This window comes from Vibrio anguillarum, assembly GCF_003390515.1.
In the GTDB taxonomy this organism is placed as follows: domain Bacteria; phylum Pseudomonadota; class Gammaproteobacteria; order Enterobacterales; family Vibrionaceae; genus Vibrio; species Vibrio anguillarum.
This window is the reverse complement of record NZ_CP031479.1, coordinates 1136301-1162684: the sequence shown is the minus strand read 5'-3', so window position 1 is coordinate 1162684 and position 26384 is coordinate 1136301. Positions and strand designations below refer to the sequence as shown.

Annotated in this window: 25 protein-coding genes; 7 read left to right on the top strand and 18 right to left on the bottom strand. The window is 44.2% G+C overall.

The window, feature by feature from the left end; translation table 11 throughout:
• Positions 1 to 5 precede the first annotated feature (5 nt).
• The gene (gene mlc, locus DD616_RS09465; RefSeq protein ID WP_013856420.1) at positions 6 to 1223 is read right to left on the bottom strand and encodes a sugar metabolism global transcriptional regulator Mlc; all 1218 of its coding nucleotides are present in this window, start codon (positions 1221 to 1223) and stop codon (positions 6 to 8) included.
• 279 nt (positions 1224 to 1502) lie between these two features.
• Between mlc and pyk the strand changes: the two genes are divergently transcribed.
• The gene (pyk, locus tag DD616_RS09460) at positions 1503 to 2951 is read left to right on the top strand and encodes a pyruvate kinase (protein ID WP_019280910.1); all 1449 of its coding nucleotides are present in this window, start codon (positions 1503 to 1505) and stop codon (positions 2949 to 2951) included.
• Positions 2952 to 2969: 18 nt separating this feature from the next.
• On the opposite strand, the gene DD616_RS09455 is transcribed toward pyk, so the two are convergent.
• Both DD616_RS09455 and cydH read right to left on the bottom strand, forming a co-directional pair.
• A complete protein-coding gene (locus tag DD616_RS09455; protein WP_019280909.1) occupies positions 2970 to 4169 on the bottom strand; it encodes a patatin-like phospholipase family protein in 1200 nt (399 codons plus the stop codon).
• An 18-nt stretch (positions 4170 to 4187) separates the two neighbouring features.
• The gene (gene cydH, locus DD616_RS09450) at positions 4188 to 4277 is read right to left on the bottom strand and encodes a cytochrome bd-I oxidase subunit CydH (protein WP_094123948.1); all 90 of its coding nucleotides are present in this window, start codon (positions 4275 to 4277) and stop codon (positions 4188 to 4190) included.
• Between the two features lie 38 nt (positions 4278 to 4315).
• Here cydH and DD616_RS09445 point away from each other — a divergent pair, with 38 nt between their 5' ends.
• The 3 genes from DD616_RS09445 (at position 4316) to DD616_RS09435 (ending at position 7029) form a co-directional block, all read left to right on the top strand.
• Positions 4316 to 4996: an outer membrane beta-barrel protein gene (locus DD616_RS09445; protein WP_017048553.1), complete on the top strand. Its 681-nt coding sequence runs from the start codon at positions 4316 to 4318 to the stop codon at positions 4994 to 4996.
• A 477-nt stretch (positions 4997 to 5473) separates the two neighbouring features.
• Positions 5474 to 6934 (top strand): sodium-dependent transporter, encoded by a 1461-nt coding sequence (locus DD616_RS09440; RefSeq protein WP_017045264.1) that lies wholly within the window; start codon positions 5474 to 5476, stop codon positions 6932 to 6934.
• Positions 6934 to 7029 (top strand): MetS family NSS transporter small subunit, encoded by a 96-nt coding sequence (locus DD616_RS09435; protein WP_010319106.1) that lies wholly within the window; start codon positions 6934 to 6936, stop codon positions 7027 to 7029. Before DD616_RS09440 ends, DD616_RS09435 begins: the two co-directional genes overlap by 1 nt.
• Positions 7030 to 7372: 343 nt before the next feature.
• Here DD616_RS09435 and ptsG read toward each other — a convergent pair whose 3' ends face one another.
• The 14 genes from ptsG to yceD all read right to left on the bottom strand — a co-directional run bounded on the left by ptsG (position 7373) and on the right by yceD (position 19795).
• Positions 7373 to 8803, bottom strand: coding sequence for a PTS glucose transporter subunit IIBC (ptsG, locus tag DD616_RS09430; protein ID WP_013856413.1), 1431 nt, complete (start codon positions 8801 to 8803; stop codon positions 7373 to 7375).
• A gap of 427 nt (positions 8804 to 9230) precedes the next feature.
• Entirely contained in the window at positions 9231 to 10016 is a 786-nt protein-coding gene (locus DD616_RS09425; RefSeq protein ID WP_017045263.1) for a TatD family hydrolase, read from the bottom strand.
• Complete coding sequence (gene holB / locus DD616_RS09420; protein WP_208872201.1) at positions 10007 to 10993, bottom strand: DNA polymerase III subunit delta'; 987 nt, start codon at positions 10991 to 10993, stop codon at positions 10007 to 10009. The genes DD616_RS09425 and holB overlap by 10 nt, the downstream gene beginning before the upstream one ends.
• A 9-nt stretch (positions 10994 to 11002) precedes the next feature.
• On the bottom strand, positions 11003 to 11647 hold the full coding sequence (tmk, locus tag DD616_RS09415) for a dTMP kinase (RefSeq protein ID WP_013856410.1): 645 nt from the start codon (positions 11645 to 11647) through the stop codon (positions 11003 to 11005).
• Positions 11644 to 12660 carry an endolytic transglycosylase MltG gene (mltG, locus tag DD616_RS09410; protein ID WP_017045260.1) on the bottom strand — a complete coding sequence of 339 codons (1017 nt, stop codon included), beginning with the start codon at positions 12658 to 12660 and terminating at the stop codon, positions 11644 to 11646. Before mltG ends, tmk begins: the two co-directional genes overlap by 4 nt.
• Positions 12657 to 13454: an aminodeoxychorismate lyase gene (pabC, locus tag DD616_RS09405; protein WP_208872200.1), complete on the bottom strand. Its 798-nt coding sequence runs from the start codon at positions 13452 to 13454 to the stop codon at positions 12657 to 12659. Before pabC ends, mltG begins: the two co-directional genes overlap by 4 nt.
• 77 nt (positions 13455 to 13531) lie before the next feature.
• Positions 13532 to 14776 carry a beta-ketoacyl-ACP synthase II gene (gene fabF / locus DD616_RS09400; protein WP_026028275.1) on the bottom strand — a complete coding sequence of 415 codons (1245 nt, stop codon included), beginning with the start codon at positions 14774 to 14776 and terminating at the stop codon, positions 13532 to 13534.
• A 90-nt stretch (positions 14777 to 14866) separates the two neighbouring features.
• A complete protein-coding gene (acpP, locus tag DD616_RS09395; protein ID WP_014204679.1) occupies positions 14867 to 15100 on the bottom strand; it encodes an acyl carrier protein in 234 nt (77 codons plus the stop codon).
• A 234-nt stretch (positions 15101 to 15334) separates the two neighbouring features.
• The gene (gene fabG, locus DD616_RS09390; protein ID WP_041769216.1) at positions 15335 to 16069 is read right to left on the bottom strand and encodes a 3-oxoacyl-ACP reductase FabG; all 735 of its coding nucleotides are present in this window, start codon (positions 16067 to 16069) and stop codon (positions 15335 to 15337) included.
• Positions 16070 to 16088: 19 nt separating this feature from the next.
• Positions 16089 to 17012, bottom strand: coding sequence for an ACP S-malonyltransferase (gene fabD, locus DD616_RS09385; protein WP_208872199.1), 924 nt, complete (start codon positions 17010 to 17012; stop codon positions 16089 to 16091).
• A 63-nt stretch (positions 17013 to 17075) separates the two neighbouring features.
• Positions 17076 to 18026, bottom strand: a complete 951-nt coding sequence (locus DD616_RS09380) for a beta-ketoacyl-ACP synthase III (RefSeq protein WP_010319117.1) — start codon at positions 18024 to 18026, stop codon at positions 17076 to 17078.
• 5 nt (positions 18027 to 18031) lie between these two features.
• Positions 18032 to 19057 carry a phosphate acyltransferase PlsX gene (plsX, locus tag DD616_RS09375; RefSeq protein ID WP_208872198.1) on the bottom strand — a complete coding sequence of 342 codons (1026 nt, stop codon included), beginning with the start codon at positions 19055 to 19057 and terminating at the stop codon, positions 18032 to 18034.
• A gap of 9 nt (positions 19058 to 19066) precedes the next feature.
• Positions 19067 to 19237 (bottom strand): 50S ribosomal protein L32, encoded by a 171-nt coding sequence (gene rpmF / locus DD616_RS09370; RefSeq protein WP_010319119.1) that lies wholly within the window; start codon positions 19235 to 19237, stop codon positions 19067 to 19069.
• A 33-nt stretch (positions 19238 to 19270) separates the two neighbouring features.
• Positions 19271 to 19795: a 23S rRNA accumulation protein YceD gene (yceD, locus tag DD616_RS09365; RefSeq protein WP_010319120.1), complete on the bottom strand. Its 525-nt coding sequence runs from the start codon at positions 19793 to 19795 to the stop codon at positions 19271 to 19273.
• A 146-nt stretch (positions 19796 to 19941) separates the two neighbouring features.
• On the opposite strand from yceD, the gene DD616_RS09360 reads away from it, so the two are divergent.
• The gene (locus tag DD616_RS09360; RefSeq protein WP_013856402.1) at positions 19942 to 20526 is read left to right on the top strand and encodes a Maf family protein; all 585 of its coding nucleotides are present in this window, start codon (positions 19942 to 19944) and stop codon (positions 20524 to 20526) included.
• Positions 20527 to 20632: 106 nt separating this feature from the next.
• Here the strand turns inward: DD616_RS09360 and rluC are convergent, their stop codons facing one another.
• Entirely contained in the window at positions 20633 to 21580 is a 948-nt protein-coding gene (rluC, locus tag DD616_RS09355) for a 23S rRNA pseudouridine(955/2504/2580) synthase RluC (protein ID WP_094133167.1), read from the bottom strand.
• A 615-nt stretch (positions 21581 to 22195) separates the two neighbouring features.
• On the opposite strand from rluC, the gene rne reads away from it, so the two are divergent.
• Positions 22196 to 25282: a ribonuclease E gene (gene rne / locus DD616_RS09350; RefSeq protein ID WP_081245248.1), complete on the top strand. Its 3087-nt coding sequence runs from the start codon at positions 22196 to 22198 to the stop codon at positions 25280 to 25282.
• Positions 25283 to 25404: 122 nt separating this feature from the next.
• Positions 25405 to 26280, top strand: a complete 876-nt coding sequence (locus DD616_RS09345) for a DMT family transporter (RefSeq protein ID WP_088732727.1) — start codon at positions 25405 to 25407, stop codon at positions 26278 to 26280.
• The last annotated feature ends 104 nt before the right edge of the window (positions 26281 to 26384 follow it).

Below are 26384 nucleotides of genomic sequence, written 5' to 3'. Positions count from 1 at the left end.
AAAAATTAACCTTCGACAACTTTCATCAGCAAAAGTCCATCATAGAGAGCTTGTTTAATCAAAGCCGCACCGGGCATGGTTGCCTGTTTATAAAAACGTGATTCCACTAATTCGAGATCTTGATGATAGACAGGTAAGCTCTGCTCTTCGATGCATTTTTGCAATGCAGGGTATAACACGTTCTTAGCTTGGTTAATAACACCACCGATAAGAATTTTTTCTGGGTTAAACAGGTTGATCACAATTGCGATTGCGGCCCCTAAATAACGCCCTAGTTTCTCTATCACATCCACCGCTAATGGGTCACCCTCTGCTGCGGCTTCACAGATATCTTCGATGGTGATTTCACTGTGCTCAGTCAATGATGAAACCTCACCGTTTGCAATACGCAGCGCCACTTCTTCACGAATTGCTTGCGAACTGGCGACTGTCTCCAAACAGCCAATATTGCCACAATGGCAACGTTTACCGTGCGGATCAATTTGGATATGACCTAACTCACCGATATTCCCGTGCCGACCTTGCAGCACCCTGCCATCAAGGATAATGCCGGCCCCTAAACCGTGGTGAATAGAGATAAGAACTGAATTTTCATTGCCTTGCGAATGGCCAAACAACTTTTCAGCCAGTGCCCAAGCTCGGGTATCATTCGCCACAAATACAGGTAGGCCCGTCGCCTTATAAATTTCAGGACCAAGAGCCAGATTTTCCACATTGTAATGAGGCATCTGCAGTACAATCCCTTGCTCTGAATTCACTAAACCGGGCAAGGTAATTGCGATACTCGTCACTCGATCCAATTGCGACGAGTAGGTTTGAAAAAATTCTTCAATTTCGTAAAGCAACCTAGCGAGCACGTCATCTTGGTCTAGCTCATGGATCTCAATTTTGGTGTCGATCAACACTTCACCACCCAACTCATGCAGGGCAATAATTAGGTAACCACGCCCTAAACGCATGGATAAAAATTGCCATCCCTCATTATTGGTTTGTAAACCAACGGCTGGGCGGCCACGGCTGATCGCTTCTTGTACTGTCGTTTCATGGATTAAATGAGCTTCAATTAACTCACGAGTAATTTTGGTAATACTTGCCGGAGCAAGCTCACTCTCCTTCGATAAATCGATGCGAGAAATGGGACCTTTTTGGTCAATGAGTTTATATACACGACCAGCATTGACCTGTTTGATATGATCAATATGGCCTGGTTGCGCCATATACATTGGGAGCTCCAGAAATCAATAACATGCCAATTTTTTTACTTTGCGAAGTAATTGTGAAGCGCTTTAGTATATTGCCGTGACAAGCATCACGGATATACCTAGATCTTCGTGTATTTAGCCAATAAACTGCCATTTGTTTACATTCAAAAAATATGAAACTCCTCTTTTTTTGTGACAAAAATCATCTGACACCTGTCGATAAATTTCACTCTTATCCCCTTTCTTTCGCCAGATCTTGCATATACTCAATCTAGATTCCCGCCCCATCAGGAGAACACAATGACCGCTGTGTTAAGAAGAACAAAAATCGTGACTACTTTAGGCCCATCAACAGACAAAGGCGAGATATTAGAGGCGATTATCAAAGCTGGCGCAAATGTTGTGCGCATGAATTTTTCACATGGTAGCTCCGAGGACCATAAACTGCGAGCGCAACGAGTAAGAGCTATCGCTGCTAAGTTGGGTCGCCATGTTGCTTTACTTGGTGATTTACAAGGACCAAAAATTAGGGTCTCCACATTTAAAGAAGGAAAAGTCTACTTAGATGAAGGTGACCGATTTGTTCTTGATGCAGAGCTCCCCCCAGGGCAAGGTGACCAAGATTCGGTTGGCATTGACTACAAAAAACTACCACAAGATGTGCAGCAGGATGATTTGCTGCTATTGGACGACGGACGAGTACAACTACTCGTCACAGCAGTCGATGGTGCTAAAATACACACCATAGTCACCGTCGGTGGTCCACTTTCAAATAACAAAGGCATCAACAAAAAGGGTGGCGGTTTATCGGCGGAAGCGCTGACCGAAAAAGACAAACGAGACATACTACTCGCCGCCGAAATACAGGTTGAATATCTAGCCATTTCATTTCCTCGCAATGGCGAAGATATGAAATACGCTCGCCGCCTCGCTCGTGATGCAGGCCTTGAGGCCAAGCTCGTGGCGAAAGTGGAACGGGCAGAAACCGTGGCCAGTGATCACAATATTGATGACATCATTATGGCCTCTGATGTGATCATGGTCGCTCGTGGTGATTTGGGGGTAGAAATTGGTGATCCTGAGCTGGTTGGTGTGCAGAAAAAGCTGATCCGCCGCGCCAAGGCACTCAATAGAGTAGTGATCACCGCAACACAAATGATGGAGTCAATGATCGAGAACCCAATGCCAACCCGCGCGGAGGTAATGGATGTTGCCAATGCGGTGCTTGACGGAACCGATGCGGTGATGCTTTCAGGTGAAACTGCTGCTGGTAAATACCCAGTAGAAACGGTTCGTTCGATGGCCGAAGTGTGTGTCGGCGCGGAAAAAATGATCGAAGCTAGCCAACAAAATTACCGAATCGATACTTCGTTTGTGACTGCTGAAGAGACCATTGCGATGTCCACTATCTATGCGGCCAATCACATGGAAGGAATCAAAGCCATGGTGACTCTGACCGAATCAGGAAGAACAGCGCTTATGACCTCACGCTTAAATTCTGTACTGCCTATCTTTGCTATGTCGCCCAATGAACGAAGTTTAAACCGCTGCGCTCTATATCGGGGAGTCACACCCGTCTATTTTGATACCAAAGCAGACACTGGTTTTGATGTGGCCGTTGCAGCTCTCAATACGCTTAAGGAGAAAAAATTGTTAGAGTTCGGTGACTTAGTGATCATCACTCAAGGTGACATTATGGATGTCGAAGGGTCAACCAACTGCATGCGTATCCTGCCGGTCCTTGAATAACCCGTGCTCCCCGTTGACTTAATGGTCGCGGGGAAAATAATCCGATGAGGCAATACGGGACTGATATGCCGACTGCGCTTGGTTAAATTGGTCGATAAAGCGATAACCCGCCGTCAGTCCCAGCTCATAATCATAAAGCAGATCTTCTTGACTGCTTAAGAGAGATCTTGACCTCAATGGTTCGCTGGGCACAATCTGTAGGATGTAAACATCATCCGGCGGCGCACGCAAAAATTCTTGAGTAAGAGAATAAGTTTGGTAATGCACCATTAACATATCCGCTAACCCCGAATCAAACTTGTCACCAATTAAATGACTCAAGCGATAAATATCATCAGCGCCAAATAACCAGCGTCCACCATTAAGTAGCTCCAAATTCATTTGCTCACGTTTTTGTAGCTTAGAACGTTCTATTTGTTGATGGAGAAGACCACTCCACTCTTGCTTCCAGTAAGACAATTTTTGTCGCCACTGACCTTGAATATTTTGCAAAGGTTCATGTAACCAATGAGCCTCGTTGTAAGGCTTAGCAGAAGGCAACGGCTTCATCGGTAACCCACTCTCTACCGCGTCGGCATCAGGGCATTCAGTGCGGATTACCGCAACAAAACGGGCACCTCTACGCCATGCTTCCTGAACTGGAATTGATGCCGATACTCCACCATCAATATATAGGTCATCACCCAGCTTGACTTCATGCGGATATAAGCGGGGAATCGCACAGGTGGCAATCAACACCTCTCGCCAGTTACTTTCTAATATCGGGAAATAATGGTCGTGGAGTGAGTGTGCTGAGGTAACAGCAGCATAAGCTTTTCTTTTCGCAAGGACTTGGGCTCCCATATCGACATCCAACCGATAAGGAAATTCCGATATGCGATCTAAGGCCCAATCCAAGTTCATGAACTGCTTACGCCGAACGTAGCTAAATAGATTAAAAAAATTAGCATCCGTGGTGAGTTCTAAAATAAAAGCCTTACCTAACCCATGTTGACGGCATAGGTAAGCGCACAAATTCAATGCACCTGCAGAGGTGCCATAAAATTCATCAAAGGGGTCAAAATTGGAAAGAAGGAACGCATCTAACACACCTGCGGTAAAAATACCTCTTTGGCCACCACCTTGGGTAACCAATGCATTTTTTCCTCCAATGTACTTCGAGAGCCGATCTAAATCCGCTCTCGTCTCTTTATCAGAGATAGTTCCACTAGTGTTCATCAGCAGAACCCTCGTTGATTAATGGCTGATAGCGATCAAACCAAAACCGACGAGAATAGTAAAGACCGTTGCAGTAATCACTAATGCATATTTTAGATCAAGTTCCATAGCCACCTCCTATCAGATAACAAAGTAATAACATCAGTGTGAAGTATCTTCAAGAATCGTTGATTTTTCGTGCACAATTATGTAGTTACCATCACAATAACCTAATCGTTAAAAAGTGGCTTAGGTTAATAATTATGCATCAATATAATAAAATCATTCTTATCATCGGAGCTTTATCTGCTCACTATGCACAAGCGCAAGTCATCGTCTCTCCCTTTTTTGGGTATATCGTTGGGGGCGAAGTCGAGGATCAAGCCAGCAATGAATACGATTTAAAAGCTTCCTCTGGTTATGGCCTCGCTATAGAAACTGATTACGAAAAAGGCCGAATTGGTCTGTTTTATGCCACTCAAAACACCTCTGTTGAAACCATTAACGCGGATACCAACATCCATTATCTCCACTTTCAAAGCAGCATTTATTATCCGACAAGCCAACAATTGACCGCTTATATAGGCCTAGGTATCGGTGGTTCTTATACGGATGTTGACTGGGCTAAAGATAAATATGGTTTTTCTTCAAGCTTGTTTGGGGGTTTTGAGTATGCCTTTACCGATAACATTGCGCTGAATAGCCAAGTGCGTTGGTTAGGTACCTCTGTTGACAACGAAACTTCAGCAACCTGCACACTGCCCTCTTCAGAAACGTGCGCGATTCGTTTTAAATCTGATTGGATCAATCAATTTTCGGCTAATATCGGCCTAACAGTTCGTTTTTAAACCAAGATAAAATTGTGGTGTGATTCACTAGTGAGTGTATGTTTTTCAGTCATACACTCTTCGACAAAAAATAGTTTTATCATTTATATTTTTTAGACAACGAAGTTATAAATTCCATTCTTATTAAAAAATGACGTTCATTCCACCTAAATCCCAATTAATTAACAACTAATACACCATCAAAAAACCAGAGAATAACATTTACAATCTATTGCCTTAACTTAGATTAGTCTGTAGTCTCGAACCCATGCGTAGCTGATTATTTCAGATACAGCAAACACACATCGAACTATTAAGAACAATATTCTGAGTTCTCTGAAAGCTGACAACATATAACACTAACTTTTTGCCAGTTCATGGATGATGGCGCAAATATTCACGGTCTATTTAGTGTACCGATAGTATTCATCACTCCAACACTGGCTCCGCAGCCGAAGAGAAGCTTCATACCTCAGGGAAGTCGTAAAGGAGTAAACAATGAAGCGAGAACAATGGGGATCCCGTGCAGGGTTCATTCTGGCTGCCGTAGGTTCGGCTATCGGTCTTGGAAACATATGGCGTTTCCCTTATATGGCTTATGAGAATGGGGGTGGTGCATTCTTCATCCCTTACCTTTTCGCCATGATCACAGCGGGTATACCGTTTATGATCCTAGAGTTCAGTATGGGTCAAAAGCATCGCGGTTCAGCACCAGCCACACTGGCTAAAATTCACGCAAAATTTGAATGGTTAGGTTGGTTCCAAGTAGGGGTTGCCGCTATTATTGCTGTGTATTATGTGGCCGTTATTGGCTGGGCTATTTCCTACTTTGGTATGTCGTTTACACAAAGTTGGGGAACCGATACTAATGCTTTCTTCTTTAGCAACTATTTAGCACTAGGCGATAATTCACCGACAAATCTCGGTAGTATTCAATGGAAAATCGCCATTGCAATGCTGATTGCATGGGCCATTACTTATGCTGCTATCGTCGGTGGAGTGAAGTCTGGAATCGAACGCGCTTCAAAAATCATGATGCCAATACTGTTTATCATGGTACTGCTTTTGATTGGCCGCATGATTTTCCTACCAGGTGCATTAGATGGTGTGAACTACATGTTTGAGCCTGACTTTGACAAGATCTGGGATGTGAAGGTTTGGGCTGCTGCTTATGGACAGATTTTCTTCACCCTAAGTATTGGTTTTGCCATCATGCTGGCGTATTCCAGCTACCTTCCTGAGAAATCAGACATAACGAATAACGCCTTCATGACAGTATTGATCAACTGTGGTTTCTCAATTCTGGCGGGGATTATGATTTTCTCTGTTCTTGGCTACATGGCTCATGAACAAGGCAAACCGTTGACAGAAGTCGTGTCTGCGGGCGTTGGGCTTGCATTCGTTACGTTGCCAGCGGCTATCAACCTATTGCCAGCGCCCTATATTCTTGGGCCAATCTTCTTCTTTGCACTTGTTGTTGCAGGCCTAAGCTCACACATATCAATCATTGAAGCCGTCACCTCAGCCGTCATCGATAAGCTAAAATGGAGCCGTAAAAAGGCCGCTAATGTAGTTATCAGTGTAGGGTTTTTGGTTTCAATGGCCTTTGCGACCAACGGTGGCCTGTTGCTACTCGACCTTGTCGACCACTTCGCAAACAACGTGGGCATTATGGCGAGCTGTCTAGTGGAACTTACGCTCATGGCATGGCTATTTAAGATTTCTGACGTACGCAAATACGTGAACAGCATTTCCGATTTCAATATTGGCGTGTGGTTTGATATTTGTCTGCGCTTTATCTCACCTGTAATTTTGGCCATTATTGTCGCCACAAAACTGAACGCTCTATTCACAGAAGGTTACGGTGGTTATGACCTCACCCTAGGATGGGTCATGATCGGGTTACTATTCGCTATAGGCGTAACAATCAATGCAACAAGCCGCAAGGAGTGCAACTAATGACGACAAGTGCAATTATTATGATGATTATTGGTTTGGGCATTACGTGGGGTGGCGCCGCCATCTGCATTAAAAAAGCCATGAACAAACAATAATCCTGTTGATTCTAAAAGCCGATGTCATCATCGGCTTTTTTTATGCCTGTCGACAACCGCTACACCTGCCTCTTGAAGCCAAACCTATTCATGCCACCCAAACCACAGCAAAATTAAACATGTGAATAAAGGAATAGAGCGAAATAGCCCTTACTTGATTATCGTTTGAGATAAAAGAGAATTAAGTCAACAAGCCAAGTGTGAGATCCGTCTTATCGCCGCAATAATAAATGAGATGGCAATGATCAACTTATAAAAATAGGGGATGGCTGATGAACGAGTTAGCGGCAAAAGAAAAGGAGGCTTTCGCCTCCTTTTTTATAGGGGAATGAAAAGATATGAATTAACCGTGGTTACGGATCCACTCATCCATTTCAGTTTTAAGGTTGTCAGACTTAGTACCAAAGATAGCTTGAACGCCACCCGATACAACAACAACACCCGCAGCACCAAGCTGTTTCAATTTCTCTTGGTTTACTGCTTCTGTTTTAGCAACAGAAACACGTAGACGAGTAATACATGCATCTAGGTTAGTGATGTTTTCTTTACCACCAAAGGCTGCAACAAGTTCACCAGCTAACTCACTGCCTGTAGCAGAAGAAGCTTCTTCAGATTCATCTTCACGACCTGGAGTTTTCAGGTTCATCGTACGGATAACGAAAGTAAACACGACATAGTATAGAACTGCATAAGCAATACCTAGACCAACCAATAGCAACATGTTTTCAGCACGAGGAGATTGAACAACAAAGTCAATGAAACCGTTCGAGAACGTGTGACCGTGAACAACACCTAGAGCGTTAGTCAATACATAAGCAAGACCAGCTAGCAAAGCATGAACAACATAAAGTACTGGAGCGATGAATAGGAACGAGAACTCAATAGGTTCTGTAATACCCGTTAGGAATGAAGTCAATGCAGCTGACGCCATGATACCCATTACTTTGGCGCGGTTTTCTGGTTTAGCACTGTGTGCAATTGCAATTGCTGCAGCTGGAAGACCGAACATTTTGAATAGGTAGCCACCCGCTAGTTGACCGAAACCGTTACCTGCAGCGCGAGACGCATCATCAGCAGTCAAGAAACAAGTCATGATACCGTGAACGGTAGTACCTGCATTGTTGGTACATGTACCTGCTTCATAGAAGAAAGGCACGTTCCAGATGTGGTGAAGACCAAATGGAATCAATGAACGCTCAACAACACCGTATATACCAAATGCGGTTACTGGGTTTTGGTTAGCAGCCCAATCAGAGAATGTTGCGATAGCTGAACCTACAGGAGGCCAAATGATAGATAAAACAATACCTAGAGCAATCGCAAGGAAACCCGTAATGATTGGTACTGCACGTTTACCCGCGAAGAAGCCAAGATATTCAGGAAGTTGAATTTTGTAAAAACGATTGAATGCCCAAGCAGCAACACCACCTGCAAGGATACCACCAAGAACGCCTGTCTCGATGTTATCAACACCCATTACGACTGCCATTACTTTTAGCGTCGCAACCATGATGCCATAGCCAACAATTGCTGACAGGCCTGAAACACCATCGTTATTCGTGAAGCCTAATGCTACACCTACTGCAAAGAGTAGTGCCATTTGACCAAAAACCGAACCACCAGCTTGTTCCATTAAATGTGAAACAACTTCCGGTAGCCAGCTAAAGTTCGCTGCACCCACACCAAGCAAAATACCCGCAACTGGTAAAACTGATACTGGAAGCATCAGAGCCTTACCAACTTTCTGCAGGTTTGCAAAAAGGTTTTTAAACATGTTTATGCTCCTGATTAAGTTATTAGAATTGTTTGGGTTCTAACGGCACACCCCCGTAGCCTAAATGTTAGCACCCAATGAAAATGTAACCACATATCGCATTATATTTTTCGCCTCTAAATATATCTTGATGCCACTCAAACTTTCTAGTTAGTAACGAAATTTTGTTTCAAAACAATAGACCGATCACAATGCGGGAGGGTGTAAACACTGCCAATCAATTAATATAACTCCATGTTTTATAATGACATTGTTAACAATACCATTAATTTCACAGAGTGAATAAAATTAGCGCACTTGTTATTTTTAGTAACAAAATTACAATTTTAACTTTCAAGCTTATTTTTTCAACAAATTAAGTAAACAAGGTAATAAGTTGTTAATTATCACGCTAACTTGATAAAAAACGCCGTCTTACACGCATTTCTCACGACAATTCAACTTTCCGTCGCAAAAAAAGATTTTGGTAATTTTCGGTCGTTTTTTCTTCAATTTCTTTTAATGACAGATTTTTTAGCTGTGCAATATAAGCAGCAACCTCAACAACGTAGGCTGGCTGATTTTGCTGACCACGGTGTGGAACCGGCGCAAGATAAGGGGAATCAGTTTCAATCAGCAAGCGTTCCAAGGGCAGCGCCTTCACAACTTCTTTCAATTCTGTCGCTTGTCTAAACGTGACAATTCCTGAGATAGAAATATAAAAGCCAAGCTCCATAGCGGCTTGTGCAAAGGCAAGATCTTCAGTAAAACAATGGATAACACCACCGCACCTTTCTGCCCCACCATCACGGAGCATTTCAAGAGTATCAGCCCGGGCATTTCGTGTATGAATAATCAAAGGTTTGTTAAGGGCAACGGCGGTTTCAATGTGCTGTGAAAACCGTAACTTCTGTAACTCAGCCGTTTCCGGCTGATAGTGATAATCTAGCCCCGTTTCGCCAATCGCCACCACTTTGGGATGACTCGCGTATTGATGGAAGCGGGTCAATTCAAAATGACTTTCAACGTCAAGTGGATGAACACCACAAGAAGCATGAACATTATCAAAGGGCTGAATAAGCTCTAACATTGGTTCAAAAGAATCCAGCGTTACGCCAACAGAAAGCAATTGCTTAACATTGGCTTGACGAGCTTTTTCTACTACATCAGCAACATCGATATGGAGCGTATCGTAATCAAGTTTATCTAAGTGGCAGTGCGAATCTACAAACATGTTTTCTCATCATTAAAGTTAAATAGCCAATCGCTGATCAGTAGCTCGCTATTGAGCCCACTAAACGTCTTTAGTTCTTCCATTAAACGAGTTAATGCCTTGGTTTGGCGATAAAGTACTGGGTAGCTGATCTGTTTTGCTAATCGAAGGCTAATAGGAAGCTGCTGCTGTTCAACCACGCCAAATTGTACCTTTTGCGTATCGGTCAACATGGTCCACAGCCAAGCCAAATATTGGGTAGGCGCCTCATTAATCTGCTTCACACAAGCGGAAATATCGGCACTAGTATCGGTTAAGCAATGAGCAATATTTTGCTCAAAAGCCTGATATGTTGCTAACTCTCCCGATTGAATAAACGCCAACGTATTTAGTGGTGAATAACCATTTAAATGCGCCGCATAAGGAGGGACAGGTTGCGATGTCTGTTCACTTAACCAATGCGAGACTTGTTCACTGCTCGGTGGTGTCAGCACCGTTTTTTGACAGCGACTGATAATGGTTGGGAGTAATGGGTTGATACGAGAGGCGACAAGTAAGAAAAAACAATTGCGCCCCGGAGCTTCTAACGTTTTGAGCAGTGCATTCGCTGCTGATTCATTCATGGAATCGGCGGGATTAATAACGATAAAGCGAGCACCAGAAAGCTGCGCCGATTCTTGAGCCAACTTATTGCATTGCCTAATTTGATCAACGGTAATCGCCTTCCCCTCTTTTTCAGGCGAGATCAGATGAAAATCAGGGTGACTACCAGACTTCATCAATTCGCAGCTATGACAAAACCCACACGCTTCTGAATGGCTATGCGAACACATCACTGCTGCACTCAACTTCTCAATGAGCCGTTCAGCGCCCAGCCCTGAGGGAGAAACGAGTAAGCTCGCCGCAGGGAACTGCTGGTTATTGAGGCTGGTTTGCCACTGAAGCCAATAGCCTGCTAACCAAGGATACAGATCATTTATCATTAATTTGTTACTCAATGTTTAGCCCTAGTTTCTCTCTAGCATATTGGTTTCTAGAAACTGGGTTAACGCTGCTTTGATAGAGAATGCCACCGCTTCTATTGTTTGTTCAGCATTAATCACAGCCACGCTTTTATCTTCCTTAGCTAGGGCAAGGTAACGTTCACGCGTGCGCTCAAAAAAACCAATATCCATTTTTTCGATACGATCAAGCTCACCTCGACCTCTGGCTCTTTCTAAACCGATGCTCGGATCTAGGTCCAAATAGAGAGTAAAATCTGGCTTAAAATCACCTAGCGTTACCTTTTTAAGGTTTTGCATCGTTTCTAGCGGAATTTGCCTCCCACCACCTTGGTAGGCTTGAGAGGACATATCATGGCGATCACCTACCACCCACGAACCAGCCGCAAGTGCAGGCTTAATCACATTTTCAACCAATTGAACACGAGCGGCGTACATTAATAGCAGCTCAGTCATATCCTGAAGCACTTCACCGTCATGCTCTTCTTTGACTAAGGCGCGCATTTTTTCTGCTAAAACAGTTCCACCCGGCTCACGAGTATGAGTGATATTTGTCACGCCGAACTCAATAAGTGTTTCTCTAATGGATTGAATAGCAGTGCTTTTTCCTGCGCCTTCTAAACCTTCTACAACAATAAATTTAGCATTCATGACTGGGTTCTTAACTGTTTTAAATAAGCGCGAACAGCGCGATTATGTTCATTCAATGTTTTAGAAAAAACGTGTCCACCAGAGCCACTGGCAACAAAATACAAATAATTACTCTGCTCTGGGTTTAATGCCGCTTTGATTGAAGCTTCCCCCGCCATCGCAATAGGCGTAGGAGGTAAACCAAAAATAGTATAAGTATTAAATGGCGTCGGTGTTCTTAAGTCTTTTTTACGAAGATTGCCATCGTAGGCATCACCAAGCCCGTAAATGACCGTAGGATCAGTCTGTAGCCGCATCCGTTTATTGAGTCGATTGACAAAAACGGAGGCAATGCGCCCTCGCTCTGAAGCAATAGCCGTTTCCTTTTCAATAATTGACGCCAAAATCAACGCTTCATAAGGCGTTTTAATTGGCAGATTTGGCTGGCGATTGGCCCAATGTTGATCGAGTATTTTCTCAAGACGTCTATTGGCCCTTTTTAGGATCTCAAGATCGGTCGTTCCAAAAGGGAAATGATAAGTCTCCGCTAGAAACAATCCTTCAAGCTTTTGCTGCTCAATGCCTAATTTTTGGGCAATGTCGGCTTCTGCCAAATCAGCTATCGTGTTTGTCACGCCTTCGGTTTGTGCAAGCAGAGCTCGCCACTCATTAAAGCGGCTCCCTTCGACAAAGGTAATAGAGAACTGATGCTCTTTACCGGATATCACGTCACTTAAGAGATCGATCAATCGATCTCCGGGTTGTACTTGGTAAGTTCCCGCCTTAATTTTGGTTATTTCAGGATGCAGACGTCGCACTAACTTGTACATCGAAAAATCCGTTATCCATTTTTTCTCATTCAATAGCGTTAATACGCCATTAAGGCTTGTACCTGATTTTATGGTCACGACTTGCGATGAAGGAAGCGATAGAGGCTGTTCTAAATAAGCATCTACCTGTCGCTCAATGTAGAAATATCCAGCTCCAACGGCGATAATGATCAGTAGTAATACAACGAAAATTCGATTAATCACGAGTTAAAACGCTCCTGAAAATAGCGTGTTATTTTACCAATAGGGAAAATCGTATTTGCAATTGCCGTGACAGGCGCAACGCCTAATAAGGAGTTAGTAATAAACACTTCATCTGCCGACAATAACTCTTCTAATGAGAATGCTCTCATCTCAACCTTGAGATCGGTAGCCGCCGCCAATAATACACGACGAATAACCCCAGCTACGCCTGCATTGTCTAAGTTTGGCGTACATAACCTATCCCCTGACACCCAAAAAATATTTGCAACCGTAGTTTCTATGACATGCTCATTGATGTCTAGCGCGATGCCGTCAGCGTACCCTTTTGCATCCATCTCTGACTTCAATAAAACTTGTTCTAGTCGATTGTTATGTTTGTGACCCGCCAATAATGGCGAGAGTCCCATCCGCTGTTGGCATACACCAAGCTCGATACCATCGGCTATCCACTGACCATAATGGGCTGGATACTCAAAGGTACTGATAGTGACTTGAGAATCGCCAACGTTAGCAGGGCTATAACCCCGACCACCTTGTCCGCGGCTAATATGAATTTTCACACCGGATTTTGCGGTAAGAGGAACGATCGTTGAGAGCCAATGTTCAACTTGCCGCCAATCAGGGGCGGGAATAGCTAAACACCGCAAACAAGATTCCATGCGTTCAACGTGCATATCCCAATATTGAAGCTCACCAGCGCAAACGAGAATCGTTGTGAAGCAACCATCCCCATACTGAAAAGAGCGATCAGTAAGAGATAGAGTGTCACTAGGTTGTCCATTTACCCAAAACATCGTGCTTACCCCACAAAAAGAAACGGCTCAATGCTAAGCATCAAGCCGTTCAAACTCAAGTGTCACAACCACAATCATTAGATTTTTTTGAAAATCAACGAGCCGTTCGTACCACCAAAACCAAAAGAGTTACAGATTGCATATTCCATACCTTCCACTTTGCGGGCAGTGTGTGGAACAAGATCAATGCCTAAACCTTCTTCTGGATCATCAAGGTTAATGGTTGGTGGAACAATTTGGTCAACTAATGACATAACGGTGATAATGGCTTCAACAGAACCAGCCGCGCCTAGCAAATGACCAGTCATCGATTTAGTAGAAGAGACAAGAACTTGTTTCGAACCTTCTTCACCTAAAGCGCGCTTAACACCTTTAATTTCCGCAACATCACCAGCTGGAGTCGAAGTACCATGAGCGTTGACGTAACCGATTTGAGTACCTGTTACGCCCGCATCACGCATCGCGGCTTCCATCGCTAACGCACCGCCTGAACCGTCTTCGCTTGGTGAAGTCATGTGATAAGCATCACCAGACATACCAAAGCCAACTAACTCAGCGTAAATCTTCGCACCGCGTGCTTTAGCATGTTCATATTCTTCAAGAACCATAACGCCCGCACCATCGCCTAGAACAAAGCCATCACGGCCCTTGTCCCAAGGACGAGACGCTTTTTGCGGTTCATCATTACGCGTAGACAATGCTTTTGCTGCGCCAAAACCCGCCATGCCAAGTGGTGTCGATGCTTTTTCTGCACCACCCGCCACCATCGCATCGGCATCACCGTATGCAATCATACGTGCCGCATGGCCAATGTTATGTAAACCTGTTGTGCATGCGGTAGAAATAGCGATATTTGGACCACGAAGACCACGCATGATAGACAAGTTGCCTGAAACCATGTTGACAATCGTTGAGGGTACAAAGAACGGGCTCACTTTACGTGGGCCTTTTTCTACCAAGGCATGATGGCCAGTTTCAATCAAGTCAAGACCACCAATACCAGAGCCGATAGCAACACCGATTCTTGGGGCATTTTCTGGAGTTACTGTGATACCAGAATCATTAAGTGCTTGGATACCCGCCGCAATACCGTACTGGATAAAGAGATCCATCTTACGGGCATCTTTTTTAGACATATACTCTTCGCAGTTAAAGTCTTTGACTAGACCTGCAAAACGAGTTGAAAAATTGGTGGTATCAAAATGTTCGATATTAACGATACCGCTTTGACCAGCTAGCAGGGCTTTCCAAGAAGATTCTACAGTGTTGCCTACCGGTGACAACATACCCATGCCAGTGACAACGACACGACGCTTGGACACGATCATATTCTCCGGAGTTGAAAAGTTCTATGAGAGGTATAGAAGAGTTAGAAAAACTCAGGCGGCCAGAGGGCCGCCTGGGGAGAGATATTACTGAGCGCTGTTTACGTAGTCGATTGCAGCTTGAACAGTAGTGATCTTCTCAGCTTCTTCATCTGGAATTTCAGTATCGAATTCTTCTTCTAGAGCCATTACTAGCTCAACTGTATCTAGAGAATCAGCACCTAGATCTTCTACGAAAGAAGCTTCATTCTTTACTTCTGCTTCGTCTACACCTAGCTGTTCAACAATGATTTTCTTTACGCGTTCTTCGATGTTGCTCATGTTTTCTTTTCCTTTACAGATTTCGCCTAATGCGATGGTTCCGTAGTTTATTCTAACTAGGGAAAGTTGCAAGTGGGTCATTGCTGGTCAAACCACAATTTTACCGATTTTAACCGAAATTAAGACCATTTTTGACTTAAATCATGCACAAATGTTGCGCATATAGTTAGCAAGTTTTACACGTTGTTGACAATAGCAAAGCCTTTATTTCATCAATAACGTTCAAAAACCAACTTATACCATGTACATCCCGCCATTTACGTGCAAAGTTTCACCCGTAATGTAGGCAGCCTCTGGAGAAGCTAAAAATACCACTGCCGACGCAATTTCGCGTGGATCGCCTAAGCGGCCAGCTGGCACTTGGGCTAGTGTAGCAGTACGTTGGTCATCATTCAGCGCTTTTGTCATATCTGTTTCGATAAAACCTGGCGCAACTGTGTTAACCGTCACACCACGAGATGCAACTTCGCGAGCCATCGACTTAGTAAAGCCAATTACGCCCGCTTTTGCCGCTGCGTAGTTGGTTTGACCAGCGTTACCCATAGTACCGACCACAGAGCCCACATTGATGATGCGACCATTGCGCTTTTTCATCATGCCACGTAGCACCGCTTTCGATAAGCGGAAGATAGACGTTAAGTTGGTATCAATAATATCTGACCATTCATCATCTTTCATGCGCATTAATAGATTATCACGAGTAATCCCGGCATTATTCACAAGAATATCGATCACACCAAACTCGTCATTGATGATTTTCAGCGTCGTTGCGATAGATTCCACATCCGTCACGTTCAGCGCTAGGCCTTTACCATTATTACCAAGATATTCACTGATTGCCGCTGCACCGCTTTCGCTAGTAGCCGTGCCGATCACTGTTGCACCGCGTTCAACTAATAATTCAGCGATCGCTCGGCCAATACCACGGCTTGCGCCAGTCACGAGAGCAATTTTGCCTTCTAGGTTCATCATCTATTCTTTCCTTTGATTACTTAACGGCATCAAGTGAAGCAATGTCATTCACTGCTGCTGATTCAAGCGATTTAATAATGCGCTTAGTCAGGCCTGTCAAAACTTTGCCTGGGCCAACTTCAAGCAGCTTTTCTATGCCTTGCTCACTCATCAACTGTACACATTCCGTCCAACGAACAGGGCTGTATAGTTGACGAACTAACGCATCTTTAATTTTGGCCGGATCAATTTCTGCTATTACATCCACATTGTTGATGACCGGAATTTGTGGTGCATTAAATTCAATCGATTGTAATGCAACCGCTAACTTGTCTGCTGCTGGCTTCATTAAAGCACAGTGAGAAGGAACAGAAACTGGCAATGGCAGCGCACGCTTTGCTCCGGCCTCTTTACATAACTGACCCGCACGTTCAACTGCATCTTTATTGCCTGCGATGACAACTTGGCCTGGCGAGTTAAAGTTAACCGGTGAAACCACTTCACCTTGAGCTGCTTCTTCACACGCTTTTGCTATCAGCTCATCATCAAGACCGATAATAGCCGACATCGCACCTACGCCTTCCGGAACGGCTTCTTGCATTAACTGACCGCGCAGCTCTACTAATTTGATGGCTTGCTTAAAGTCAACTACACCTGCACACACCAGTGCGGAATACTCACCCAAGCTATGGCCAGCAAGCAAGGCTGGCTGCTCTAAACCTAGGCTTTGCCATAACCGCCAAAGGGCAACAGAAGAAGCGAGTAATGCCGGTTGAGTACGAGAGGTTTGGTTAAGATCTTCTACTGGGCCATTTTGTACCAATGCCCATAAATCATAACCCAGCACTTCAGAAGCTTCGGCAAATGTCTGTTGAATGACATCATACTGCTGACCAAGTTCTGCAAGCATACCAACTGATTGCGAGCCTTGACCTGGAAATACGATAGCAAACTTGCTCATTGTTTGTTTCCTTAAGTAAAAACAAGAGGTTGAACCAACCCCTTAAAATAAAAATCTATCCGCTTAAAACTTAACGAGTGCCGAGCCCCAAGTAAAACCACCACCGAAGGCTTCAAGCAATAACGTTTGACCACGTTGAATTCGACCATCTCGTACGGCTTCATCGAGCGCGGTTGGGACGGTAGCAGCAGACGTATTACCATGGCGATCAAGCGTTATTACGACTTGGTCAAGTGACATCGATAGTTTTTTCGCGGTCGCGGAAATAATGCGATAGTTAGCTTGATGAGGCACTAACCAATCTAATTCTGATTTGTGCATGTTATTGGCAGCAAGCGTATCTTTAACAAGCTTAGAGAGTTGCGTCACCGCCACTTTAAAGACTTCATTACCCGCCATATAGAGCCATTTATCCGCATCACCACCACGCTCTGGAACAGGTAAACTCAAGAGCTCGCCAAACTCACCATCAGAATAGATATGAGTCGACAAAATGCCCGGCTCTTCACTTGCGCCAATAATGACAGCGCCTGCGCCATCACCAAATAAAATGATCGTCGAACGGTCCGTTGGATCGCAAGTTTTAGACAAGGCATCAGCACCAATGACAAGAATGTTTTTACACATACCCGATTTAATGTGTTGATCTGCAATCGATAATCCATAGACAAAACCTGAACAAGCCGCCGCTAAATCAAAAGCAGGACATCCTTTGATGCCAAGCTTACCTTGCACCTGGCATGCCGCCGAAGGAAATGCATGGCTACTGCTGGTTGTTGCAACAATAATCAGATCAATATCGTTTTTATCAATGCCGGCCATTTGAATGGCATTTTGCGCTGCATAGAAAGCCATATCCGCAACGGTTTCATTCTCCGCGCAAATGCGGCGCTCACGAATACCAGTACGGGCAATAATCCACTCATCGCTTGTCTCTACCATTTTCTCTAAATCTGCGTTGGTACGCACCTGAGATGGCAAGTAGCTGCCAGTACCTAAAATTTTGCTATACATGAAGACTAATAATGCCTCTCGAGTAAAACCGCTTCCAAACGATCGCTTATACGGCTGGGGACTTGTCGTTTGACCTCGTGTACCGCTTCGGAAATCGCATTCACGACGGCGAGTACATCAGCACTTCCATGACTTTTTATGACAATGCCGCGCAATCCTAACAAACTTGCGCCGTTATACTGGTCGGGGTTCAATGTTTTTAGTTCAGTAAATAATGAAGAAAACAGTTTTCGTGCAATCCAACCCTTTATGGATGAGCCCAAAAGTTGGCTTTTTAACTTATCAATAAAGAGTTGTGCTGTGCCTTCACATGCTTTCAGGCAAACATTGCCGACGAAACCATCGCAAACAATCACATCAGCGACATCATCCAACAACTGATTACCTTCGATATAGCCGATATAGTTGACGGCCTGAGTTTGATTCAGCATTTCAGCGCAACGCTTCACTAAATCATTCCCTTTAATCTCTTCCGCACCAATATTAAGGATGGCAACTTTTGCAGTACGACCTAAATGCTGTTCGGCCAGCGCACTCCCCATGACAGCAAATTGAAACAGAGAATCTGCATCACTTGATACGTTCGCACCCAAATCCAGCATCCAAGTGCGTTGACCTGAAGCCGTCGGCAACGCCGAAACTAATGCAGGACGATCAATGCCGGGCAGCAATTTCAGACGAAAACGAGATAACGCCATGAGCGCACCTGTATTACCACCACTGACACAAGCATCAGCACGGCTATCAGAAACTAGGTCAATTGCGATGCCCATTGAACTTCCAGCACTATTGCGTAAGGCCAGAGAAGGTTTTTCGGAATTAGAAATAACGCGGTCACTGTGCAAAATACTCAAGCGAGTATTAAGTTCATAACCTAATTGAGATAATTGATGTGTGATCAAAACTTGATCACCAACGAGGATCACTTTAAGCTCTGGGAAATGCGACAGTGCCTGCACGGCGGCAGGCACTGTTACGCGAGGACCGAAATCCCCGCCCATTGCATCAAGTGCAACGGTTAAATATTGCAAAGGTCAACCTTACTTGCTGATAACCTTTTTGCCACGGTAATAACCGTCAGCAGTCATGTTGTGACGTAGGTGAGTTTCACCTGAAGTCGCATCTACAGATAGTGCAGATGTAGTTAGCGCATCATGTGAACGACGCATGCCACGACGTGCGCGTGATTTTTTGCTCTTTTGTACGGCCATTGACCCTACTCCTTTGTCTTAACCTATAACGAATTATCGTTTTAAGTTTTTTAAAACATCAAATGGATTCGGCTTTTCTTCCGCTAGTTCTTCTGGAAGTTCACCAAATACTAAATTGTCTGAATTAACGCTACATTCCGCTCTATCGTGCATTGCTACTTGTGGCAAATTAATGATGAACTCGTCTTCAACTAATTGTACAAGGTCGATCTCACCGTACTCATTCGGATCTACCAAATCGTACTCTTCCGGTGCGTCTTCATCCGTTTTACTCCCCAAGTAAGGAGTATACTTGAATTGGACTTCGCACTCATGTGCGAAAACCTTGTTACAGCGTTGACACTCTAAATCGACAGAGATGTTAGCTTTACCAGAGATAACAACTAGTCGCTGTTCATCAAGCCCAAATGACAATGAGACTTGTGCGTCGCGTTTAACGCCTGCGACTGATTCTTCTAAACGCTTAAAAAGACTGAGTTGGATGATACCATCACAATCAAGTCGTTTTTGAGCTGCTTTAGCCGGATCAATCGATCGCGGTATTTTTACCTTTTGCATAGGGCGCGAATATTATCTTCCAAATCGGTTTTAGTCAAAGAAAAAGGCAAAAAAGTTCGTTTTTTCCCCTTTCCACTGAGAGAATTATGTACAGCATGTCTGATTGATATATGCTGCGGTAAAATTCGCAGCAATTCTAAATCAAAATGCAAAATTACCAACTAGTTTTAGCATCTACTTCGCCGTTTCGGCAGCAATTACTTAAAAAGCTGGATCTACCTTTTGTTACCTGCTCGCCTAATTGCGACGAAACTCCGTTACCTGGTGAGCCCGCACAAGATCTGGTGACTCGTTTAGCGGAAACGAAAGCAAGATCTTACCATCCAAACCAACCCAGTTTAGTCATCGGTTCTGATCAAGTTTGCGTGATTGACGGTGAGATTATTGGCAAACCTCATACTCAAGAACAAGCCATTAAGCAGTTACTCAGACAAAGTGGAAAAGCCATCACTTTTTATACTGGGCTTGCGGTTTACAACTCAGTCTCTGGTCAATGCATGGTCACCATAGAACCCTTCACGGTTCATTTTCGCTCTTTATCTACCGAGATGGTGACGGCTTACGTGGCAAAAGAACAGCCACTACAGTGCGCAGGCAGCTTTATGTGTGAGGGCCTAGGCATTGCACTTTTTGAACGTTTAGAAGGTGATGACCCTAATAGTTTGGTTGGGTTACCATTAATTAAGCTAGTCTCAATGCTTGAGTCTCAAGGCATTACCGTTTTAGGATAATGATTAACAGTGAGCGCCTTGATCTGCGCTCACTTTTATACCATGACTTCGACCATTACTTTATGTTTCTACTATGTTGCTACTCGTTAGCGAATGAAAGCTGGCCTTAAGCATTTCTCAATTTGACTAATGCTTGCTCTAGTTGAGTACCGAGTGGTGCATTAATGTCCATTAACGCCTCTGTCGAAGGGTGAATAAAACGAATATTGGCCGCGTGTAAGAATAATCGGTCAATGCCAAACTGTGCGGTATATGCGTCAAAACGGCGGTCACCATAACGATCATCCCACGCAATCGGGTGCCCTGTATACTGAGTATGAACGCGGATCTGATGAGTACGGCCAGTGATCGGACTGGCTTGCACCAAAGTTGCTTGTGCAAACTGTTCAAGGATCTTAAAGCGCGTTTCCGATGCTTTACCGTTTGGATTGACTCGCACAATGCTGTTCACTTCATTTTTCAATAGTGGCGCATTCACGACTTTACAACTGCTTTTCCATTGCCCCATAACTAAAGCAAAGTAATATTTTTGAATCGTTTTTTCTCTAAACTGGGCTTGGAGATGGCGCAACGCGGAGCGCTTTTTAGCCACTAATAAAATGCCCGACGTATCGCGATCGATACGGTGCACCAATTCCAAAAAGCGAGCTTCTGGGCGCAATGCCCGCAGCGCTTCAATTGCGCCAAATTTCAAACCACTCCCACCATGAACAGCCGTACCGGAAGGTTTATTCAGAATAAGTAAGTGCTCATCCTCAAAAATAATGCAGTGTTCTAGCTCGGCGACTTTACTCAATTTGGTATTGGGTGTGTTGCTCTCTTGATCCGACTGTTCGAGAGTCACTGGTGGTATTCTCACCACATCACCAGCCGATAACTTATATTCTGCTTTGATGCGTTTTTTATTTACACGAACCTCTCCTTTGCGCAGGATTCGGTAAACCATACTTTTGGGAACGTTTTTTAATTGGTTACGCAAAAAATTGTCAATGCGTTGACCAGCCATATCTTCATCGATATCGATGAGCTGGACTTGGGTTCTAATTTCACTCATGGGCGCCATTGTACCACTGTAAATTGTTTAAATTCACATTTTCTTCGCCCCAAAAAAGAATATTTTCATCTGCTGTTTAATGGCAAATTGGCGAGAATTACACCAATTGAAATGTGACTGTGGATAAAATTAAATATTACCCATTACAATTCTTACTTTAACAACTAAAACTCTTTGATAAACATTAAATTAGCCATCTAACTTTTAGACCTATTCTCATTTTTTTGACCTGTTCATAACAAAGCAGATTGCTGTGTTTACCTGTCACTGCTATAGTTCACAGCTGCAATGAATGATTCGGTGATTTTTTATTCTTTACCGTCCATTTTTGAGCAAAATAGTGAGTAGACTGCTAAGCGTCAATGTGCTGCACATGGCGTAAGACACTATTGAGCGAAGCTATCTTGTTGCTCTACTCATCGTCATTTCATGTTGAGTATTTTCCGCCAATACGCGGATCGCAGGCAATCGTGTGCGTGCGATAACTGAAGTGCCCTAGAGCATCCCCTCCAGCCGGGAGGCTGCACCTTTTAGTCATGGGATCTGGCACCGTGAAAACGAAACCCAGCAACAAGTCCAATAATCAAAACTAAAGAAAGATAACGAGATTTTTAAATGAAAAGAATGCTAATTAACGCAACTCAAAAAGAAGAGTTGCGTGTCGCGCTGGTTGATGGCCAACGACTTTTTGATCTAGACATCGAAAGTCCAGGGCATGAATCTAAAAAGGCGAACATCTATAAAGGACGTATCACCCGTGTTGAACCGAGTTTAGAAGCTGCATTTGTTGATTACGGCGCTGAACGTCACGGTTTCCTTCCTCTCAAAGAAATTGCCCGCGAATACTTCCCTGATGGCTACACTTACCAAGGCCGTCCAAACATCAAAGAAGCGCTTAAAGAAGGCCAAGAAGTTATTGTCCAAGTTGAAAAGGAAGAACGAGGCAGCAAAGGCGCTGCGTTGACCACTTTCATTTCTCTTGCTGGTAGCTACCTAGTTCTTATGCCAAACAATCCTCGTGCCGGTGGTATTTCACGCCGTATCGAAGGCGATGAGCGTACCGAATTAAAAACCGCATTGAGCAGTTTAGAGCTTCCTCAAGGCATGGGCCTTATCGTTCGCACTGCAGGTGTGGGCAAAAGTGCGGAAGAGCTAGAGTGGGACTTAAACGTTTTGCTCAATCACTGGAGCGCAATCAAACAGGCTTCAGATTTGCGTCCTGCACCGCTACTTATTCACCAAGAGAGCAACGTCATTGTACGCGCAATTCGTGATTATCTGCGTCGTGACATTGGTGAAATTCTAATTGATAGCAACACAATTTATGAACGTGCCCTTGAGCACATTCGTTTGGTGCGTCCTGACTTCGTGAGTCGTGTAAAAAAATACGACGGTGAAGTACCCCTATTTAGCCATTACCAAATTGAAAGCCAAATCGAATCGGCTTTCCAGCGTGAAGTGCGTTTGCCTTCTGGTGGCTCTATTGTTATCGACCCAACCGAAGCATTGACCTCAATTGATATCAACTCTGCTCGTGCAACAAAAGGCGGCGATATTGAAGAGACGGCGCTTAACACCAACTTAGAAGCAGCCGATGAAATTGCTCGCCAATTACGTCTGCGCGATTTGGGCGGATTAGTGGTTATCGATTTCATCGATATGACTCCTGTTCGTCACCAACGTGAAGTAGAAAACCGTTTACGCGATGCCGTACGCCTAGATCGTGCTCGCGTACAAATTGGCCGAATTTCACGTTTTGGCTTGTTAGAAATGTCGCGTCAGCGCTTGAGCCCATCACTTGCCGAAGCAAGTCACCATATCTGCCCACGCTGCTCTGGTACCGGAGTGGTTCGTGATAATGAATCTCTTGCGCTCTCTGTTTTACGTCTCATTGAAGAAGAAGCACTAAAAGATAATACCGCTCAAGTTATGGCGGTGGTTCCCGTTCCTATTGCATCTTATCTACTCAATGAAAAACGTCGCTCAATCAATCATATTGAACGCATTCAAGAAGTCGAGATCACCATTGTCCCTAACTCTGAAATGGAAACGCCTCATTTTGAAGTGATCCGTGTCCGTGAAGGGGAAGAGCAAGAAATACTCTCTTACTTAGTGCCAATGAAACTAGAAGCACTGAAAGAAGCAGAAGGTAAAGAAAGCTCAGATATCGATTTCAAACCAAAACGCATTGAAGAACCAGCGTTGAAAGGGTTTGCTGCTCCAGCACAAACTATTCCAGCTCCAACACCTAAAGCAGAAGTAGCGGTTCCAGTCAAAGAGATCGCTGTTGAACCAGGCAAACCAGGTCTATTTGGCCGCATCGTTAAAGCTCTTGGTAGCATCTTCTCAACCACCACGGAAGAGGTGAAAACTGAGGAAGAGCAACAAAAACAAGAAAACGAACGTAGCCAAGCACCACGCCAGCGTCGTGATCGAAATGACCAACGTCGTCGTAACGGACGCGGTGAAAATGTTAATCGCGACAACGCAAACCGTGACAGAAACAAACGTAAACCTGTCAATACCTCTGCTCTTGTTGAAGAAACACAAGACAAAGAAATTGTTGCTACCAACGAGCCTCGTAAGACACAAGCTCGCAAGCCAAAACAAGAGCGCCGCAACAAGCGTGATGACAGCAAATCTGAAAAGTTAGCGGAGCAAGGGCTACAACTTGCGGCTGAAGCGCAAGCCGTTACCTTGACAGCGAATGAAGATAAAACGGAAGAGAAAACGGCAAAAGTCAAAGAACGCCGTCAACGCCGTAAGTTAAACAAACAAGTTCGTGTAAAAGATCAGACAATCGCTCAAGAACAACCAGAAGCTGAAATGTTGATCAATACAACTCCGGCAGCAGAGGTTATTGAAGCCGTAAAAGCTGAAACAGTACAATCTGTTGAGACATCGGTCGTTACACCAAACGACGACAATGAGAATGACGATCAAAATCAACGTCGCAATCGCCGCTCCCCTCGTCATTTACGAGCCAGTGGTCAACGTCGACGCCGTGGTCGTGATCGTCGCCCTAACCCATTCCGTTTACGCAAAGGTGGGGTTGCCTCTCCTGAGATGGCAATGGGTAAAGTGATGCCTCGCTATGACCTCTCTAAACCTGTGTATCAAGCACCAGTAACAGAGCAAGTCGCAGCGGTTGAACCTGTTCAACAAGTGGCAGATGTCGTAGATAACAATACTGAGATAACGTTAGGTGGTTTTGCTTTCCCTGAAATGGCAATGGGTAAGGTCATTATTCGCCACGAAGAGAACCAGAGCGTCGTTGAAGAACCTGTTACAGTCTCTTTGCAGGACGCTATTGAACCTCAAGTACCATCGACAGTGGTAACAGAATCGGTTTCAGTCACAGAATCGGTCACTGTAGAAGCCGTTATTTCAGAGCCAGTGATCGCAGAAGTTGTTATTGAAAAGACTACCGCTATTGAGCTCGTTGTCGAAGAAAAAGCCACGACAGAGAAAGTACCAGCATTGAAGGTTGAAGCAGTAACTAAGGCACCTGAAGCCGTATTACCCAAAACAATCAAAGCGCATGCATTCTCTCCGATGACCAAAGCCTCAGGCTCTTTGTTGCTCAAAGAGATTGAAATCGTATCAGCACCTTTCCATGCTGAACGAATTGCAACTCGTGCAGCAGGCAGCCAGTCAGCGCAAAGTCAAGCTGGTGCAGCAATGACTAAACCACAGTATTAATCTCTGAACCGAGTTTAAATACCATTAAAGGGCTGCATTCGCAGCCCTTTTTATATTCCGCTTGCCCAATATCTCTGCATCTCATAGCATTACCTCTTTCTTGTCACTCAAAATGGACTTCCATGACTTGGATCTTATTCACCCTTCTGGCCGCATTCATGCAATCTTGGCGCAATGCATTCCAAAGTCGCTTAGCAACTGAGGTCAGTACTACTGGTGTTACCCTTGCCCGTTTTCTTTGGGCTGGCCCTATCGCGGCTCTGTATCTCATCACTTTGTATCATTTCATACCCGCGAAATTACCTACATTGTCATTGACCTTTATCGCTTTCATTATCGGCGCGTCATTGATGCAAATCATCGCGACTGCGCTCATGGTTAAGCTTTTTAAATTAAATAACTATGCTGTAGGTGCTGGGCTAGCCAAAAGCGAAGCCTTAGTTGCCGCTATTTTAGGGATGATTTTTTTTGGGACTCATTTGACAGGCTTGGGCTGGATTGGCGTCATCGTTGGTGGCATTGGTGTATTTTTGATGAGCACGCACGGCAATATTAAGCAGCTTTCAATGCCAACTGTTTTACTGGGATTAAGTTGTGGTAGTGCCTTTGCGCTCACTTCATTGTGGGTACGTGAAGCCAGTTTAGCGCTTGGCTTACCCTTTCCACACAGTGCTGCTTGGGTATTATTGTTGGTCATTTCACTGCAGACTTTATTACTGCTAATTTACCTAATGGTGACCGACAACAACTCATTAAAACAATTATGGGTAAGACCTAAGCTAACGCTATTAACCAGCACAAGTAGCTGTCTTGGTTCTATTGGTTGGTTCAGTGCAATGTCTCTTCAAACCGTGCCTTATGTAAAAACTTTAGGCCAAATTGAGATCTTTTTTACGATGTTAATTTCTATTTTTTGGCTAAAACAATCGGTGAAAATTAAAGATGGGCTGGGGCTTGTTCTAGTCGCAATTGCCGCTATCTTAGTCATGTGGGGATAGATACCCATCCACGCTTTGATGATGAAGTTACTCGATACAAAAAAAGCCTCACCAGACGGTGAGGCTTTATCTTTTCCCGATAGAGATTGTTTCGTGCTAGCGAA

Coding starts and splice junctions, on each gene's coding strand:
- mlc (WP_013856420.1), bottom strand. CDS start 1,223: ATGTATATGGCGCAACCAGGCCATATTGATCATATCAAACAGGTCAAT.
- pyk (WP_019280910.1), top strand. CDS start 1,503: ATGACCGCTGTGTTAAGAAGAACAAAAATCGTGACTACTTTAGGCCCA.
- DD616_RS09455 (WP_019280909.1), bottom strand. CDS start 4,169: ATGAACACTAGTGGAACTATCTCTGATAAAGAGACGAGAGCGGATTTA.
- cydH (WP_094123948.1), bottom strand. CDS start 4,277: ATGGAACTTGATCTAAAATATGCATTAGTGATTACTGCAACGGTCTTT.
- DD616_RS09440 (WP_017045264.1), top strand. CDS start 5,474: ATGAAGCGAGAACAATGGGGATCCCGTGCAGGGTTCATTCTGGCTGCC.
- DD616_RS09435 (WP_010319106.1), top strand. CDS start 6,934: ATGACGACAAGTGCAATTATTATGATGATTATTGGTTTGGGCATTACG.
- ptsG (WP_013856413.1), bottom strand. CDS start 8,803: ATGTTTAAAAACCTTTTTGCAAACCTGCAGAAAGTTGGTAAGGCTCTG.
- DD616_RS09425 (WP_017045263.1), bottom strand. CDS start 10,016: ATGTTTGTAGATTCGCACTGCCACTTAGATAAACTTGATTACGATACG.
- tmk (WP_013856410.1), bottom strand. CDS start 11,647: ATGAATGCTAAATTTATTGTTGTAGAAGGTTTAGAAGGCGCAGGAAAA.
- pabC (WP_208872200.1), bottom strand. CDS start 13,454: ATGTTTTGGGTAAATGGACAACCTAGTGACACTCTATCTCTTACTGAT.
- acpP (WP_014204679.1), bottom strand. CDS start 15,100: ATGAGCAACATCGAAGAACGCGTAAAGAAAATCATTGTTGAACAGCTA.
- fabG (WP_041769216.1), bottom strand. CDS start 16,069: ATGAACCTAGAAGGCAAAATTGCTCTCGTGACTGGCGCAAGCCGTGGT.
- fabD (WP_208872199.1), bottom strand. CDS start 17,012: ATGAGCAAGTTTGCTATCGTATTTCCAGGTCAAGGCTCGCAATCAGTT.
- DD616_RS09380 (WP_010319117.1), bottom strand. CDS start 18,026: ATGTATAGCAAAATTTTAGGTACTGGCAGCTACTTGCCATCTCAGGTG.
- rpmF (WP_010319119.1), bottom strand. CDS start 19,237: ATGGCCGTACAAAAGAGCAAAAAATCACGCGCACGTCGTGGCATGCGT.
- yceD (WP_010319120.1), bottom strand. CDS start 19,795: ATGCAAAAGGTAAAAATACCGCGATCGATTGATCCGGCTAAAGCAGCT.
- DD616_RS09360 (WP_013856402.1), top strand. CDS start 19,942: ATGCAAAATTACCAACTAGTTTTAGCATCTACTTCGCCGTTTCGGCAG.
- rluC (WP_094133167.1), bottom strand. CDS start 21,580: ATGAGTGAAATTAGAACCCAAGTCCAGCTCATCGATATCGATGAAGAT.
- rne (WP_081245248.1), top strand. CDS start 22,196: ATGAAAAGAATGCTAATTAACGCAACTCAAAAAGAAGAGTTGCGTGTC.
- DD616_RS09345 (WP_088732727.1), top strand. CDS start 25,405: ATGACTTGGATCTTATTCACCCTTCTGGCCGCATTCATGCAATCTTGG.